This window comes from Gordonia sp. DT101 (genome assembly GCF_049844895.1).
In the GTDB taxonomy this organism is placed as follows: Bacteria; Actinomycetota; Actinomycetes; order Mycobacteriales; family Mycobacteriaceae; genus Gordonia.
The window spans coordinates 210,974-226,448 of the sequence record NZ_JBNCLX010000006.1 but is presented as its reverse complement, the minus strand read 5'-3'; the positions used below and the strand labels follow the sequence as shown (position 1 = coordinate 226,448).

General features: G+C 67.5%; 18 protein-coding genes. 13 read left to right on the top strand and 5 right to left on the bottom strand.

Features of this window, described 5'->3' with window-relative positions:
• The first annotated feature begins 1 nt into the window (after nucleotide 1).
• Together ACLQ3I_RS20400 and ACLQ3I_RS20395 are read left to right on the top strand one after the other, a co-directional pair.
• On the top strand, nucleotides 2–481 hold the full coding sequence (locus ACLQ3I_RS20400; protein ID WP_425793754.1) for a hypothetical protein: 480 nt from the start codon (nucleotides 2–4) through the stop codon (nucleotides 479–481).
• On the top strand, nucleotides 478–933 hold the full coding sequence (locus ACLQ3I_RS20395; RefSeq protein WP_425793755.1) for a flavodoxin family protein: 456 nt from the start codon (nucleotides 478–480) through the stop codon (nucleotides 931–933). Before ACLQ3I_RS20400 ends, ACLQ3I_RS20395 begins: the two co-directional genes overlap by 4 nt.
• 34 nt (nucleotides 934–967) lie before the next feature.
• On the opposite strand, the gene ACLQ3I_RS20390 is transcribed toward ACLQ3I_RS20395, so the two are convergent.
• Nucleotides 968–1,660 carry a TetR/AcrR family transcriptional regulator gene (locus ACLQ3I_RS20390; RefSeq protein ID WP_425804281.1) on the bottom strand — a complete coding sequence of 231 codons (693 nt, stop codon included), beginning with the start codon at nucleotides 1,658–1,660 and terminating at the stop codon, nucleotides 968–970.
• Nucleotides 1,661–1,725: 65 nt separating this feature from the next.
• Between ACLQ3I_RS20390 and ACLQ3I_RS20385 the strand changes: the two genes are divergently transcribed.
• Genes ACLQ3I_RS20385 through ACLQ3I_RS20370 form a run of 4 tightly spaced genes read left to right on the top strand, consistent with a single transcriptional unit; the run spans nucleotide 1,726 to nucleotide 4,676 of the window.
• Nucleotides 1,726–2,043, top strand: coding sequence for a hypothetical protein (locus ACLQ3I_RS20385; protein WP_425804448.1), 318 nt, complete (start codon nucleotides 1,726–1,728; stop codon nucleotides 2,041–2,043).
• A 43-nt stretch (nucleotides 2,044–2,086) separates the two neighbouring features.
• Nucleotides 2,087–2,923, top strand: a complete 837-nt coding sequence (locus ACLQ3I_RS20380; RefSeq protein WP_425793757.1) for a thymidylate synthase — start codon at nucleotides 2,087–2,089, stop codon at nucleotides 2,921–2,923.
• A complete protein-coding gene (locus ACLQ3I_RS20375; protein WP_425793758.1) occupies nucleotides 2,923–3,444 on the top strand; it encodes a dihydrofolate reductase in 522 nt (173 codons plus the stop codon). The genes ACLQ3I_RS20380 and ACLQ3I_RS20375 overlap by 1 nt, the downstream gene beginning before the upstream one ends.
• A gap of 8 nt (nucleotides 3,445–3,452) precedes the next feature.
• Nucleotides 3,453–4,676 carry a winged helix-turn-helix domain-containing protein gene (locus ACLQ3I_RS20370; protein WP_425804278.1) on the top strand — a complete coding sequence of 408 codons (1,224 nt, stop codon included), beginning with the start codon at nucleotides 3,453–3,455 and terminating at the stop codon, nucleotides 4,674–4,676.
• A gap of 5 nt (nucleotides 4,677–4,681) precedes the next feature.
• On the opposite strand, the gene ACLQ3I_RS20365 is transcribed toward ACLQ3I_RS20370, so the two are convergent.
• Nucleotides 4,682–5,701 (bottom strand): NADP-dependent oxidoreductase, encoded by a 1,020-nt coding sequence (locus ACLQ3I_RS20365; protein WP_425793760.1) that lies wholly within the window; start codon nucleotides 5,699–5,701, stop codon nucleotides 4,682–4,684.
• Between the two features lie 86 nt (nucleotides 5,702–5,787).
• On the opposite strand from ACLQ3I_RS20365, the gene ACLQ3I_RS20360 reads away from it, so the two are divergent.
• A complete protein-coding gene (locus tag ACLQ3I_RS20360) occupies nucleotides 5,788–6,363 on the top strand; it encodes a TetR/AcrR family transcriptional regulator (RefSeq protein ID WP_425804276.1) in 576 nt (191 codons plus the stop codon).
• A 94-nt stretch (nucleotides 6,364–6,457) separates the two neighbouring features.
• Nucleotides 6,458–7,222 carry an HAD-IIB family hydrolase gene (locus tag ACLQ3I_RS20355; protein WP_425794006.1) on the top strand — a complete coding sequence of 255 codons (765 nt, stop codon included), beginning with the start codon at nucleotides 6,458–6,460 and terminating at the stop codon, nucleotides 7,220–7,222.
• 40 nt (nucleotides 7,223–7,262) lie between these two features.
• On the opposite strand, the gene ACLQ3I_RS20350 is transcribed toward ACLQ3I_RS20355, so the two are convergent.
• From ACLQ3I_RS20350 to ACLQ3I_RS20340, 3 genes are all read right to left on the bottom strand, one after another.
• Entirely contained in the window at nucleotides 7,263–8,108 is an 846-nt protein-coding gene (locus ACLQ3I_RS20350; protein WP_425793762.1) for a tyrosine-protein phosphatase, read from the bottom strand.
• 54 nt (nucleotides 8,109–8,162) lie between these two features.
• Nucleotides 8,163–9,773, bottom strand: coding sequence for an alkaline phosphatase D family protein (locus tag ACLQ3I_RS20345; protein ID WP_425804445.1), 1,611 nt, complete (start codon nucleotides 9,771–9,773; stop codon nucleotides 8,163–8,165).
• 173 nt (nucleotides 9,774–9,946) lie between these two features.
• Nucleotides 9,947–10,141 carry a hypothetical protein gene (locus tag ACLQ3I_RS20340; protein ID WP_425804274.1) on the bottom strand — a complete coding sequence of 65 codons (195 nt, stop codon included), beginning with the start codon at nucleotides 10,139–10,141 and terminating at the stop codon, nucleotides 9,947–9,949.
• On the opposite strand from ACLQ3I_RS20340, the gene ACLQ3I_RS20335 reads away from it, so the two are divergent.
• The 5 genes from ACLQ3I_RS20335 to ACLQ3I_RS20315 all read left to right on the top strand — a co-directional run bounded on the left by ACLQ3I_RS20335 (nucleotide 10,128) and on the right by ACLQ3I_RS20315 (nucleotide 15,460).
• Nucleotides 10,128–10,913 (top strand): DUF427 domain-containing protein, encoded by a 786-nt coding sequence (locus ACLQ3I_RS20335; RefSeq protein ID WP_425793766.1) that lies wholly within the window; start codon nucleotides 10,128–10,130, stop codon nucleotides 10,911–10,913. The two genes, ACLQ3I_RS20340 and ACLQ3I_RS20335, sit on opposite strands and share 14 nt — an antisense overlap.
• A 92-nt stretch (nucleotides 10,914–11,005) precedes the next feature.
• Entirely contained in the window at nucleotides 11,006–11,758 is a 753-nt protein-coding gene (gene thyX, locus ACLQ3I_RS20330) for an FAD-dependent thymidylate synthase (protein ID WP_425793768.1), read from the top strand.
• Nucleotides 11,759–11,820: 62 nt separating this feature from the next.
• Nucleotides 11,821–12,726 (top strand): 4-hydroxy-tetrahydrodipicolinate synthase, encoded by a 906-nt coding sequence (gene dapA / locus ACLQ3I_RS20325; RefSeq protein WP_164308314.1) that lies wholly within the window; start codon nucleotides 11,821–11,823, stop codon nucleotides 12,724–12,726.
• Complete coding sequence (locus ACLQ3I_RS20320) at nucleotides 12,726–14,783, top strand: ribonuclease J (protein ID WP_425804272.1); 2,058 nt, start codon at nucleotides 12,726–12,728, stop codon at nucleotides 14,781–14,783. Before dapA ends, ACLQ3I_RS20320 begins: the two co-directional genes overlap by 1 nt.
• Before the next feature lie 44 nt (nucleotides 14,784–14,827).
• Nucleotides 14,828–15,460 (top strand): TIGR03085 family metal-binding protein, encoded by a 633-nt coding sequence (locus ACLQ3I_RS20315; RefSeq protein ID WP_425804269.1) that lies wholly within the window; start codon nucleotides 14,828–14,830, stop codon nucleotides 15,458–15,460.
• The last annotated feature ends 15 nt before the right edge of the window (nucleotides 15,461–15,475 follow it).

Below are 15,475 nucleotides of genomic sequence, written 5' to 3'. Positions count from 1 at the left end.
GATGGCCGCCGAACCGAAACAGCGCGACGCCCGCCCGATCGTCTGGATGATCGGGTTCCTGGTGGTGGCGATGGTCGTGTACTTCGTCATCCTCGGGGAGCGCGGGATCGACCTCATCTCGTCGGGGACCGTGGCCGGGATCGGTATCGGGATCGGCGTGCTGATCCTGCCGTTCATCGGTGCATGGCTGATCTACGCGACGCTCCGCGCAGGCCTCGAACATCAGCGGCTGGCCCGGATCATGGCAGAGGAGGGGCGTGAGCTCGACGTGTCCTCGCTGCCGCGCAGGGCCTCGGGGCGCATTGAGCGGGACGCGGCGGATGAGTTGTTTGCCCAGGTCAAAGCGGAGTGGGAGGCAGATCCATCGCAGTGGCGCAACACGTACCGGATCGCCCGCGCCTATGACTACGCCGGCGACCGTGGGCGTGCCCGTCAGATGATGAAAAGGGCCGTCGCACAGTTCAAAGGGGAGGAAACGTGAGTACCCTGCTGATCGTCCACCACACGCCGTCGCCGTACTGCCAGGCGATGTTCGAGGCGGTGATCTCCGGCGCATCGGATCCGGAGATCGAGGGTGTGGACGTGGTGCGGCGTGCCGCGCTCGCCGTCACCGCAACCGACATGCTGGAAGCGGACGGATACGTACTGGGCAGCCCGGCCAATCTCGGCTACATCAGTGGCGCGCTCAAACACGCCTTCGACAGCACCTACTACCAGATCCTCGACTCGACCAAGGGGCGGCCGTTCGGGTTGTACCTGCACGGCAACGAGGGGACCGAGGGCGCCGAGAAGGCCGTCGACTCGATCACCACCGGACTCGGGTGGACCAAGGCAGCCGAGTACATCGCCGTCGCGGGCAAGCCGACCAAGGACGACCTCGAGAAGTGCTGGGAACTCGGCGCGACGGTCGCGGCCGGCCTGATGGAGGCCTGAGCGAGTTCGGTCCAGATCGCGAGACGCGAGACACTCAGTCGGCCGATTTGCCGGCGGCCTTCTGGTCGAGGAGCAATCGAGACCATGAATCGAGCAGCCACTCGCAGAAGCGCCGTTCGGACCACCCTCTGTCGATCACCAGCAAGGAGTAGTACTCGGAGCTGTTCATGGTCCAGATGACGTCGGCCATCTCGTCGACGGTGAGATCGGCCCGTGTGTCACCCGTGGACGCCAGATCCGCTGCGAGCGCGCGCATGTTGTCCGATCGCCGACGGGTGATCTCGTCCCAGAGCGCCTTGAGTTCAGCGTCGACGGCCGAGGCTTCGCGCAACACCAGGAACAGGGGGGCCAGGCGCGCCTGGATTGCGGTGACGGCCTCGGCGTAGATGGCCAGCTTCCGATGTGGGTCGGAAGCTGCGCGAACTCGCTCGGCGTAGTCGCGTTGAGCGCCGGGCACCGGCTGGCCGGTCCCCGAGAGCGCGAGCTCGATGAGTGCCCGGAACAGTGCTGCTTTGCGGCCGACCGTCGCATAGACGGTATCCGGGACGACATCTGCCTGCCGAGCGATCGCCGCGACCGTGGTGACGGCGTACCCGTCAGCGATGAACAACCGGCGAGCCGCCTCGAGGATGCGTGTGCGGGTCTCCTCCGCGGCTGCGCGCCGCCGACTGGAGTCGTATCGACGGGGGCGCTGACCTGGAGGTTGACGATTGACGGCGTTTGACATCGGGTCTAGCATATCGCTATACCAATTGATCCGATAAAGAGTCGGATGAAAAGTGGGTGAGCATCATGAGTTTCTTCGCGTGGACTCAAAATGTCCCGATCACACCCGAGATCTACGGTGAGATCGCCGACCGGATGGGTGCCACCCCGATGCCTGGCCTGGTCGTGCACATCGCCATTCAGAACGATGACAAGACCGTGAGTTACCTCGACGTCTGGGAGTCCGAGGAGAGCTGCGACAAGGCGCTCGAAAAGGTGGTGCACCCGGCGGTGCATCCTGTCCTCGCAGCGCATGGAATTCATCCGCCGGGTGAGCCACCGCGAACGCCGACAACAGTGCTCGAAGTACGGTTCGGCGAAGGAATCCAGAGACGTCCCGCGTAGGCGCTACGCTGGATAACGTTCGGCCGCCCGTAAGCTGGTCATCGTGAGCACGGCCACCCATTCAGCGACCTCCCACGCCGCGACGATCCCGACCCCGTACGAGGATCTGCTCCGGCTTGTCCTCGAGACCGGTACTCCCAAGGCCGACCGCACCGGCACCGGCACGCGCAGCCTCTTCGGGCACCAGTTGCGCTACGACCTGGCGGCAGGCTTCCCGCTGGTCACCACCAAGAAGGTGCATCTGAAGTCGATCGTGTACGAGCTGCTGTGGTTCCTGCGCGGCGACTCGAATGTCCGATGGCTGCAGGACCGTGGGGTGAGCATCTGGGACGAGTGGGCCGACGCCGACGGCGACCTCGGGCCGGTCTACGGCGTGCAATGGCGCAGCTGGCCGACTCCCTCGGGTGAACACATCGACCAGATCTCCGCCGCCCTCGACCTGCTCCGGACCAACCCCGACTCCCGTCGCAACATCGTCTCGGCGTGGAACGTCGGTGAGATCCCGCAGATGGCGCTGCCGCCATGCCACGCCTTCTTCCAGTTCTACGTCGCCGACGGCAAGCTCTCGTGTCAGCTCTACCAGCGCAGTGCGGACCTCTTCCTCGGCGTGCCCTTCAACATCGCGTCCTACGCCCTGCTCACGCACATGATGGCGCAGCAGGCCGATCTGGCGGTCGGCGAGTTCGTCTGGACCGGTGGTGATTGCCACATCTACGACAATCACGTCGAACAAGTGCGCAAGCAGCTGTCGCGTGATCCATACCCTTATCCGAAACTCGAACTGCGGAAGCGTGATTCGATCTTCGACTACGAGTTCGACGACATCGCGGTGGTGGGCTACGAGTCGCATCCGGGGATCAAGGCGCCGGTGGCGATCTGATGGCGACCACGGTCACCTTGCTGTGGGCCCAGGATCGAGTGGGCGCGATCGGTCGCGAGAACACCATCCCGTGGCGGGTGCCCGAGGACATGCGACGGTTCCGTGAGCTGACCGGGACCGACGCGGTGGTGATGGGGCGGAAGACCTGGGATTCCCTGCCCGATCGGGTCCGCCCGTTGCCCGGTAGGCGCAACATCGTGATCACGCGGTCGGCCACGTGGTCGGCCGAGGGGGCCGAGATCGTCCATACGGTCGGCGACGCCCTCGGGCTGGTCGACGGGCCGGTGACGGTTATCGGTGGCGGGCAGATCTACGAGGCATCGATGGGTGTGGCAACGCATCTGCGCATCACCGAAATCGACATGCTGGTCGAGGGTGCCGACGCCTTTGCGCCCGAGGTGGACCCGTATACGTGGGAGGCCGACGTCACCGGTGACTGGCAGCCGTCGTCGGCGGGCCTCCACTTCCGATTCGTCGACTATCTCCGGCATGCGAGTGTGCGGTCGGGGCGAGGGGCATAGCCGGGCACATGACCCGTACCAGCCTCTCCGCCGCGCAGGCGCGGCGAATCGCTCTTGCCGCACAGGGATTCACCGATCGTCCACCGTCCGGTGCGCCGACGTCGGCGCACCTGCGGAGGGTCGTCGGCCGGACCAGGCTGCTGCAGATGGATTCGGTGAACATCGCCGCGCGTGCCCACTACATGCCGATGTTCAGCCGACTGGGTCCCTACGACCGCGACATCCTCGACCGCGCGGCCTGGCGCCCCCGGCGCGGATCGCGACTTCTCGTCGAGTACTGGGCCCACGAGGCCGCACTCATCCCCGTCGACGACTGGCCTCTGTTCGGTTGGCGCAGAGACGAATTCCGTGATGGGCGGTACCGGTTCACGCAGGACGTCATGCGCCGCAACCGGGAACTCGCGCGTGATGTGCACGCGGTGATCGCCGAGGGCGGCCCGAGCACGCCGAAGCAGATCGAGGATCACCTCGGCATCGTCCGCCCGACGGGGATCCCGGGTGGCTGGTGGCATCGCGGGGAGGTCAAGCACCTCTGTGAGGCCATGTTCGCCGCCGGCGACCTCTCGGCCGTGCGTAACGAGAACTTCGTGCGGCACTACGACCTGACCGAACGCGTCATCGGGACCGACGTCGTCGGTGAGCACATCGACCGGGTCGACGCGCACCGGGAACTGACCGCGCGGGCGGCGAGCGCCCTGGGGGTCGCGACGCTCGCCGATCTCGCCGACTACTACCGCACCAAGAGTGCCGACGTGCGGCCGGCGATCGGCGATCTGGTCGATGCGGGGGAACTGACGCCGGTCACGGTCGAGGGATGGCGGGACCCGGCCTACCTGCATGCCCGCGCGGTGATCCCGCGCCGGACCGATCGCACCGCGATCCTCTCGCCGTTCGACCCGCTGGTGTTCTTCCGGCCACGGGCCGAGCGTGTCTTCGACTTCCACTACCGCATCGAGATCTATGTGCCGGAACACAAACGGGTGCACGGATACTACGTGCTGCCGTATCTGATGGGCGACGACATCGCCGCCCGCGTCGACCTGAAGGCCGACCGCAAGGCCGGCGCGCTCCTGGTGCTCGGCGCCTTTCTCGAGGACGGCCGGGGCGAGAAGGTCGTTGCCGGCCGGCTGGCCGCCGACCTCGCGGCGATGGCCGGGTGGCTCGGACTGGACCGGGTCGACGTCGGAGAGCGGGGCGATCTCGCCCGCGCACTCTCCGCCGCCGTCGGGTGAGCTGATCAGGACGGGATGCGCACGACCATCTTGCCGGTGTTCTGGCCTCGCATGAGACCGAGGAAGGCGTCGACCGCGTTGTCGATCCCGTCGACCACGGTCTCGTCGTGCACGACCTCGCCGGCCGCGAACCACTGACCCATCGTGCGGGTGAACTCCGGCAGCTGATCGAAGTGGTGGCCGACCGTGAATCCGGTGAGCGTGAGGCCGCGCGTGATGATGTTGGCCATGTTGCCGGGTCCGGGGGTGCGAGTTGTGCTGTTGTACTGGGCGATAGCCCCGCACAGCGCCGCTCGTCCGCCGTCGCTGAACGAGTCGAGTGCCGCCTCGAGGTGATCGCCACCGACATTGTCGAAGTAGACGTCGATGCCGTCCGGTGCGGCCTCGCGGAGCTGCTTACGCACCGACGGTTCGTCCTTGTAGTTGAATGCCGCGTCGTAGCCGTAGCGCTCGGTGAGCAGCGCGACCTTCTCGGCCGAACCCGCGGAGCCGATGACCCTTCCGGCGCCCTTGAGTCGGGCGATCTGTCCGGCAGCGGTCCCGACGGCGCCCGCCGCGCCGGAGATGAACACCGTGTCACCGGGCTGCATCTGCGCAATCGTGAGGAGCCCGACGTACGCGGTGAGCCCGGTCATGCCGAGCATGCCCAGGTAGACCGACGACGAAACGCCCTCGGGCGGTTCGGGAAGCGCGCGGAACCCCTTGGCGTCCTCCTGGACGAGGTCTCGCCAACCGTACTGATGGGAGACCAGGGTGCCGACCGGCAGATCGTCGGTCGTCGTCTCGATCACACGGCCGACGGCACCACCGGTCATCGTCTCGTCGAGGACGAACGGCGGGATGTAGCTACGGGTGTCGATCATCCGGCCCCGCATGTACGGATCCACCGAGACGAACTCGTTGGCGACGCGCACCTGCCCGGGGCCGAGGTCGCCGTACTCGACGGTGACCGTGCGGAAATCGGCGTCCGTCGGCCAGCCGGTCGGCCGGTTCGCGAGCTGGATCTGAGTGCTGGTCTGAGTCATCGATGACTCCCTTCCGGATTGTGTACCGATCGTTCCACAATAGCGTACGCTGGTCGGCACGACAATCGAACGAGTCAGGGGTGGCCATGGGCAGAACGCAGGCGTACGACACCGCCACCGTTGTCGCCTCGGCGCGGAATCTGTTCTGGAAGAGGGGTTTCGACGGAGTCTCGGTGTCCGACGTGGAGAAGGTGACCGGTTTGTCGCGATCGAGCATCTACCACGCGTTCGGGAACATGCGCGGGCTGTTCGACGCGGCCGTACAGGACTATCTCGACACCATCGTGGCGCCCCGCATCCGTCCGCTGCAGGAACCGGATGTCGCGCCCGGGGCACTGGCCGGGTACCTCACCGGCCTGGCCGAGGCAATCGGGCGGCTCGGGGACTCCGACGAACCGACCGGCTGTCTGCTCGTCGGCACCGCGGGGTCCACCCTCGGGGATGACGCGGCCGTGCGGCAGGTGGTCGGTGCCTATCACGCCGAACTTCTCGCGGCCGTCACGAGGGGAGTGGCCGCACGATTCCCCGACGACGACGCGGAGTCCGTCGCGGCGCGTGCCACGTCCATCACCGGGGCGACCATCGCGGCGATGACTCTCGCGCGCGTCAACCGGGACGAGGCGGTTCGGCTTCTCGACGTGACGTCGGCCATGATTCGCTGACCGACCACCCCGACTGGTGCAATTGCGACGCCGGGATGCCATGCTTCTGCTCGACCAATGTGCACACGGACGTGCTCGATCGGGAAGGCTGATGATGGCGGTTTCGCACCAGGGCAAGGACTACCGGCTGGTCATGTTCGACCTCGACGACACCCTGGCGCCGTCGAAGAGCCCGATGGCCGACGAGATGGTCGCACTGATGCGCCGCATGCTCGACCGGAGTCTCGGGTGCATCATCTCCGGCGGCCGGTTCGAGCAGTTCTCCGCGCAGGTCCTGGCGCGTCTCGGGACCTTCGACTCGATCGGAAACCTCCACCTGATGCCGACGTGTGGCACGCAGTACGTGCGCTGGTCGGGTACCGACTGGGAGACCGTCTATGCCGAATACCTCGGTGACGACGAGAAGACGCGCACGCTCGCGGTCCTCGAGGCCGGGGCCAAGGAGCTCGGTCTGTGGGAGTCGGAGACCTGGGGCCCGATCCTCGAGGATCGTGGCAGTCAGATCACGTTCAGTGCTTTGGGACAGTCGGCCCCGGTCGACGCCAAGGCAGCCTGGGACCCCGATGGCGCCAAGAAGGAGTCGCTGCGCGCCTATGCCGCCGAGCGCCTGAGCGACCTCGAGGTACGCAGCGGTGGGTCGACGTCGGTGGACGTCACCAAGAAGGGCATCGACAAGGCGTATGGCGCGCGGAAGTTGATGGACATCCTGGATCTCGGCACCGGCGACATCCTGTTCTTCGGTGACCGTCTGGACAAGGGCGGCAACGACCGGCCCGTCCTGGATCTCGGGATCGAGTCGATCGCCGTCGACGGCTGGCAGGACACCTACGCGAAGCTGTCGGCGATCGTCGACGTGTGAGTCGCCGGCGATCGCCGAGCCGACTTCGCGAACGCCGTGATCACGCGTGCTTGACCAGCAGTGCCTTCTTGAGCCCGGCGATGTCGCCGGACGTCAGACCGAGGCCCTTGGACACGTAGTTGTCGAAGCTGCCGTACGTCTTGTCCGCAGCGGCGAACGCGGCACGCAGCGACGAGATGTTCACGCCGTTCAGCGAGTCGCCGGCGTCGGCATGGCGGAAGGTGTTGCTGGCCAGGTAATCCTGTTCGACCGTGCTGCGGTCGACGCCGAGGATGCTCAGCAGGACGGCAGACGCCCAGCCGGTGCGGTCCTTGCCCGCGGTGCAGTGATACAGCACGGTGTCACCCTTGCCCGCGGTGGTCTTGATGTCCAGCAACGTCTTCCGGAACGCGTCGCGCGCCGACGCGCTGGTCACGAACTCGCGATACGAACTCGTCGGATCGGACAGGTCGGACGAGCCCGAGTCCAGGCTGATCGGGACCGGTGAACCGACGACGTTGTAGTTCAGCGCCGTCGCACCCGGGACCGCGCGGTCGGGCTGCACGGCGCGCTCGACGTCACTGCGGAAGTCGACGATCGAGGTGACCCGGTGTCCGGCCAGCTTCTTCTGATCGGCCGCGGTGAGTTTGTCGAGGCTGTCGCTGCGGATGACCCGGCCGTTGATCGTGTGACCGTCGGCGGTGTGATAGTTCGTGAACATGCGCGTGTTCACCGTGCCGGCGAGGTCGAATGCGGCGGGCGCGGTCGTGGGTGCGGTCTGCGACGGGGCTGCCGTCGCGGTTCCGATCGCGGTCGGTGCGATCGCGGGTGCGCCGACCACGGCGAGTGCAGCGGCCGCGCATACGAGTCGTCGCCGCAGTGCGGAGCGGTGCGAAGGTGTGGTCATCTCGGGCCTTTCGTTTCCTGGTTGGACGTGACGATCACGGTGCCTCCCGTGACGCTAGTCGGCGGGTTCGGCGACGGATCCGACGCGTGGCGTTCCGGAGCGCACCCGGAACGATCTGGCGTGGTAGCGACTGGTCCACGGGTCGGCCTTGTCGACGAGGAAGTACCAGTCCATCTGCGCCGCCGCCGGCGTGATGCTCAACACCCCGTAGCCGTGTGCGTCGAAGTCGTTCCACCGGACGTGTCGGTTGGCCGCCATGATCGCCGTCGGCACGGCGGCGCCGACGGTGTGCTCGGGCACTCCGAGGATGTCGTCGATGTTGGACGAGGTCACCGACGGGACCACCAGCTCGGTCGCGACCGAACCGCCAGCGGGAAAACGAGCCGCGTCGGCCGGGATGTCGCAGGCCCAGGACGAATGGATGTCGCCGGTGATGAAGACGACGTTGTCGACGCGATGATCGCGGATGGCGTCGAGCAGTCGACGGCGATCGGCGGTGTAGCCGTCCCATTGATCGGCGTTGTAGGGCACCCCGCCGGCGGGCAGGCCGAGTAATTCGGTGACGGCCGCGGTGTTGCGGGCATCGAGAGGCGGGATCAGGACCGGTGCGATCATCACCGGATTCCCGATGATCTGCCATCGCGTGGACGACGACGTCAATCCGCTGGTGAGCCAACGCATCTGGGCCGCTCCGGTGATGCTCCGGCGCGGGTCGTCGACGTCGGACGAGGTGGCCGACACCTGTTGGTCCCGATACGTCCGCAGGTCCAGCATCGACAGTTCGAGCAGCCGGCCGAAACGGAGCCTGCGGTAGAGATGCCTGCCGGTTCCGGTCGCTTCGGGACGCACCGGCATCCACTCGAAATAGGCGCGCTCGGACGCGGCCTTTCTTGCTGCCCAAGGCCCTTCGCCTGCGCTGTGGTTCTCCGCGCCGCGTTTCCAGGCGTCGTTGGACGACTCGTGGTCGTCCCACGTGCAGATCCACGGCAGGAGGCGGTGCAGCTCGGCGAGGTCGACGTCGGTCTTGTAGTGGGCGTGCCGAATCCGGTAGTCGCGCAGGGTCACCGTCTCGTTGGCCGGTTCCGTCTGCCGCACCACGCCGGACTTCCCGCCGTAGCCGCCGGTCTCGTACTCGTAGAAGTAGTCGCCGAGGTGCACGATCGCGGTGAGATCGCGGTGTGCGCGGAGATGGCGATATGCCCCGAAGTACCCGGCTTCCCAGTTGGCGCACGAGACCACGCCGAACCGCACCCGATCGACATCGGCGCCGAGGGCCGGTGCGGTACGGGTATGACCGGTCGGCGACGTCGCACCCGCCGTGGGTCCCGACGCGACCCGGAATCGATAGACGTACCGCGTGTCGGGTTCCAGCCCGGCGACATCGACCTTCACCGTGTGGTCCGCCGCGACGGACGCGCGGACGGATCCGGATGCGACCGTGCGCACGAAGGTGGCGTCACGCGCCACCTCCCAGATGACGTCGACGCCGGGGCCGCGACCCGAGCCCGGCGTCGCCGCGGCGGTCGGCGTGACGCGTGTCCACAGGATCACGCCGTGGGGGAGTGGATCGCCCGAGGCCACGCCGTGTGCGAACACAGCAGCCAAACGGGGCGCGGCGGAGGCGGGTGACATGGCGATGCCGGCGGTGGAGACCCCGGCCGCCACCGCGCCCGTGCGCAACACGGCTCGGCGGCTGATCCCGGATCGCTCCGACGGTTCTGCAGAGGGGGCGTCGGGCTGATCGGCGTCACGGGGGCCACGGAGGGCACTGGAATCACGGAGGGCACTGGAATCACGGAGGGCACTGGAGTCACGGGGCGGTGCGGACACGACGCTCATCATGCGGCACCCGATGCCACGGTGGCGACCGGCGCGCACTCCCAGATCAGCAGGCCCGTGGGGATTCTGACGGGTGTCGCCGAACGTTCATTCGGAGTCTGCCCGATCGACATCCGATCGCCGGTCTCCGCCGCGGCGAGGGTCTGGTGCCGCCCTGGCGGAAGGAGCAGGATTTCCATCATGGCGATCGACATGGACCGGTTCACGATGTCCCGACTCGGCGAACTCCGCTGGTGCGCGATGCGACGACGGGTGCGTGCTGCGGTCGCCGGCGAGACCGTCGTCGACTCACGTGATGTGCTCCAGGTGTGGGAGCCCGACCGGGTGGTGGGCTCCTATGCCGTACCGATCGCGGACATCTCGGCGGGGCTCATCGATCCGGTCGTGGTCGCACCGGCCGAGCACCGTCCGCCGATCCTGACCCCGGACGATGCATTTCTGCTGCACACCTGCCCGGGGACCGCCTGGAACATCGCCGTCGGGGATCACCCCCTGGTCGCGGCCGCGTTCACCCCGGACGATCCGGATCTGGGAGGCCACGCCGTCCTCGACTGGTCCGCGTTCGACGAGTGGCGGGAGGAGGAGCAGACCGCGCTCGCCCATCCACACGATCCGTTCAAGCACATCGATTGTCTGGACACGAGCCGGCATGTCGTGGTCCGTATCGACGACGTGGTGGTCGCCGAGAGCAACCGGCCCACGTTGCTGCTCGAGACCCACCTTCCGCAACGTCATTACCTGCCTCAGGAGGACATCCGGATGGATCTGCTCGTCGCCGGCGACACGCACACCACCTGCGCCTACAAGGGGCGCGCGTCGTACTGGTCGGCCATCGTGCACGGGCAGACCGTGGCCGACGTCGCGTGGTGCTATCCCGATCCGCTGATCGACGGTGAGCCGGTTCGTGACCTGATCTGCTTCGACGACGATCGGGTCGACATCACCGTGGACGGTATCGCGGGGTGACGGGGAGGGGTCTGCGCAACTGGTGGACAATCGACGGAACCGACCCCGCAGAAACGGGTGGCAGGTCGAACAGAATGCGGTGAGGAGGCAACGTGTCCGAGTTGGTGCCGTTGACGGTGCAGATGGTCGCCGCGACGCAGTTCACCCCACCGCCGGACGTGGATTGGAGTACCGACGCCGATGGTGGCGAGGCGCTCGTCGAGTTCTCGGGTCGGGCCTGTTACCAGAGTTGGGACAAGCCGAATCCCCGGACGGCGACCAACGCGGGCTACCTGCGGCACATCCTCGAGGTGGGCCACCTGTCGTTGCTCGAGCACGCGTCGGTGACGTTCTACATCACCGGTATCTCCCGTTCGTGTACCCATGAACTGATCCGGCACCGCCACTTCTCGTACTCACAGCTGTCCCAGCGATTCGTCCCGGAGCACGACTCGAACGTCGTGGCACCACCGGCGATCCGCGGCGACACCGAGCTCGAGGCCTTGTTCACCGAGGCGACCGATTCGGCGCGAAAGGCCTACAGCGAGTTGCTCGATGCCCTCGAGGCCAAGTTCGCCGATGTGCCCAATGCGATCCTGCGGCGCAAGCAGGCGCGGCAGGCGGCCCGGTCGGTGCTGCCGAATGCGACCGAGACCAAGATCGTGGTGACCGGCAATTATCGCGCGTGGCGGCACTTCGTCGGGATGCGCGCGACCGAACACGCCGACGTCGAGATCCGGCAACTCGCCGTCGAGTGTCTGCGTCAGCTCATGGAGGTGGCGCCGACGGTGTTCGGTGACTTCGAGATCGGCACGCTGTCCGACGGAACCGAGGTCGCCACCTCGCCGTTCGTCCTCGAGGGCTGAGCGGCGCCGCGCCGGGCGCCCGCACGCGTATCCGCGGCACGGAGAAGGTAGCCTTGAGCACCATGAACGCAGGCGTAGACCAGCCGCAGACGCATCCCTTCGGGACCATCGGCGTCGCCATGGTGACCCCCTTCACCCCCGACGGTGCACTGGATCTGGACAAGGCCGCCGAGCTGGCCGAACACCTGGTGTCCAAGGGATGTGACGGACTCGTGGTGTCGGGCACGACCGGCGAGTCACCGACGACCACCGTCCCGGAAAAGCTGGAGCTCCTGCGCGTGGTGCTCGACGCCGTCGGTGACCGCGCTCGCATCACCCAGGGCGCGGGCAGTTACGACACCGCCGAGAGCGTTCGCTTCGCCATCGAGGCGGAGAAGGTCGGCGCCCACGGACTGCTCGTGGTGACGCCCTATTATTCGAAGCCGCCCCAGGCCGGCCTGTACGCACACTTCCGCTCGATCGCGGACGCCACCGATCTTCCCGTGCTGCTGTACGACATTCCGCCCCGGTCCGTGGTCCCGATCCTCAACGACACGATGCTCGCGCTCGCCGAACACCCGCGCATCAAGGGTGTGAAGGACGCCAAGGGCGACCTGCATTCGGCGGCGGGCATCATCGCGTCGACCGATCTGGAGTACCTCTCCGGTGAGGACGCGCTGAATCTGCCGTGGCTCTCGGTGGGTGCGACCGGATTCGTCAGCGTGATCGGGCACCTGGTCGCGGATCGGTTGCGCGACATGCAGATGGCGTTCGAGAAGGGTGACATCGCGACCGCCCGGGAGCTCAACATCTCGATGCTCCCGCTGGTGAACGCGATGGGCCGATTGGGTGGTGTGACGATGGTGAAGGAATCACTGCGAATCCTCGGATTCGATGTCGGCCGACCGCGTTTGCCGCAAGTCCCGGCAGACGGGCCGCAGATCGAGGCGCTCGTGGCGGATCTCCGCACGGCCGGCGTGCTGAACTGATGACCGGGCCAGCGCGGCGTCGTCGTACCGCAAGCCGAAAGGCGGGACCTCCGGCCCCGCCCACCAAGGCGGCCCCGTCCACCAAGGCGGCCCCGTCCACCAAGGCGGCCCCGTCCACCAAGGCGGCCCCGTCCACCAAGGCGGCACCGCCGGCCGACGCAGCACCGCCTGCCAAGGCGGCCAAGGCGTCGGGCGCTACCGCGAAAAAGGCTCCCAAGAAGGCGGATTCGTCGGCTGCCCGGAGCAGCCAGGAAGCCGACCCGAAACACGCCGCGCGGGCCCAATCGGGGCAGTCACGCTCCGGCGGCGGACGCCACGAGCGCCGGGACCGGCGGGGCGACAACCGCGGATCGCAGGCCGCGACGGTGCCTGCGGTCGATCGACTCGGTACCCCTCGCCGGGCTCCCCGTAACGGTCTTCGCATCGTGGCCCTCGGCGGCATCGGTGAGATCGGGCGGAACATGACCGTCTTCGAATACGGCGGCCGCCTGCTCATCGTCGACTGCGGCGTGCTGTTCCCCGAAGACGCTCAACCCGGCGTGGACCTGATCCTGCCCGACTTCACATACATCGAAGACCGGATGGACGACGTCGACGCGATCGTCCTGACGCATGGTCACGAGGACCACATCGGCGCGGTCCCGTTCCTGCTCCGGTTGCGCAGCGACATCCCGGTGATCGGGTCGAAGTTCACGCTTGCACTGGTCGACGCGAAGTGTCGCGAGCACCGGTTGCGCCCCAAGCTCGTACAGGTGGTCGAGGGTGAGCGAACCACGCACGGCCCGTTCGACTGTGAGTACTTCGCGGTCAATCACTCGATCCCGGACGCCATCGCGGTGGCCATCCGGACCCCGGCCGGCGTGGTCCTGCACACCGGTGACATCAAGCTCGACCAGCTGCCCCTCGACAATCGGCTCACCGATCTCGCCGGTTTCAGCCGGCTCGGCGACGAGGGGGTCGACCTGTTCCTGGTCGACTCGACCAACGCCGAGGTGCCGGGCTTCGTGACGCCCGAACGTGAGATCGGCGGGGTCCTCGACCAGGTCATCGGTCGCGCCCGTCAACGGGTCATCGTCGCGTCGTTCGCCAGCCACGTCCACCGGATCCAGCAGGTCGTCGACGTGGCCCTCGCGCACAATCGGCGGATCGCCTTCGTCGGGCGGTCGATGGTCCGGAACATGCAGATCGCCCAGGATCTCGGATACCTGTCGGTGCCGGATGGCGTCCTCGTGGATCTCGACACAGCCGCGACGCTGCCCGACGACCGGTTGGTGCTGATCTCGACGGGCTCGCAGGGTGAGCCGCTCTCGGCGCTGTCGCGGATGGCGCGCGGCGAACACCGCCAGATAAACATCCGCGCGAACGATCTCGTGGTGCTCGCGTCATCGCTGATCCCGGGCAACGAGAACTCCGTGTTCGCGGTGGTCAACGGTCTGGCGAAGCGGGGTGCCACGGTCATCACGCAGCAGAGCGCCAAGGTGCACGTCTCCGGGCATGCGTCGGCCGGTGAGCTGCTCTACCTGTACAACGCGGTGCGGCCGTCGAACGTCATGCCGGTCCATGGTGAGTGGCGCCACCTGCGGGCCAATGCCGCGCTCGCGGTCGCCACCGGCGTCCCCGAGGACCGGGTGGTACTGGCCGAGGACGGCGTGGTGGTGGATCTCGTCGACGGCCTCGCGGAGATCGCCGGCCGCGTGCCGGTCGGCCACGTCTACGTCGACGGACTGTCGGTGGGCGACGTGAACGAGTCGACGCTGTCGGAACGATTGGTGCTGGGGGAGGGCGGTTTCATCTCCATCACGATCGCCATCGATGCCACCACCGGACGTGCGGTGAGCGTGCCCGAGGTGTCCGGACGCGGCTTCTCCGACGATCCGGACGCGCTGAAGGCGGCGGCGGATGTGGTGCATCAGGCGCTCGACTCGCTGGCGGCCGAAGGTGTCACAGATGCGCATCGCATCGCACAGACCATCCGCCGAGCCGTGGGACGCTGGGTCGCTGACACCTACCGCCGCCGGCCGATGATCGTGCCGACGGTGCTCGCCGTCGGATCCTGATCGCGCGAGCGCCGGCGGCGGTGGCCGCGGCTAGGGTGTGATCCGTGACCCTCGCACAAGATGAACGCGCCGCCCTCGTCGACACCCTCCACTCCGTCGGACCCGATGCGTCGACCCTGTGTGAGGGCTGGACGACCCGGGATCTCGTCGCCCATCTGGTGGTCCGGGAACGTCGGCCGGACACGGGTCCCGGAATCATGATCAAGCAGTTCGCCGGGCACACCGAGCGGGTGCGCGCCGGCGCCGCCACGCAGTCGTGGGACGTCCTGCTCGACCAGCTGGCGTCGGGTCCGCCCGCGTTCTCGCCCTTCAAACTCGTGGATCGCTGGGCCAATCTCGCCGAGATGTTCGTCCATCACGAGGACGTCCTGCGTGGCGGAACGCCCAGGGACGCGCCATGGACGCCGCGGCCGCTGTCGGCCGACATGCAGGAAGCGCTGGTCACCCCGGCGAAGTCGATGGCCAAGCTCACTCTCAAGGGCTCGCCCGCGTCGGTCACCCTGACCACCGACGATGGCCGTGAGCTGGTCACCTCCGGGTCCGGGAAGCCCGTGGTGGTGACCGGCACCGCCGGCGAGCTCGTGCTGTTCGCGTTCGGGCGGGCGCCGCTGGATGTCACATACGAAGGGGATGGCGACAGCGTGTCGGCGGTGATGAGCGCCAAGCGGGGCTTCTGAGACCGTCGATTCGGG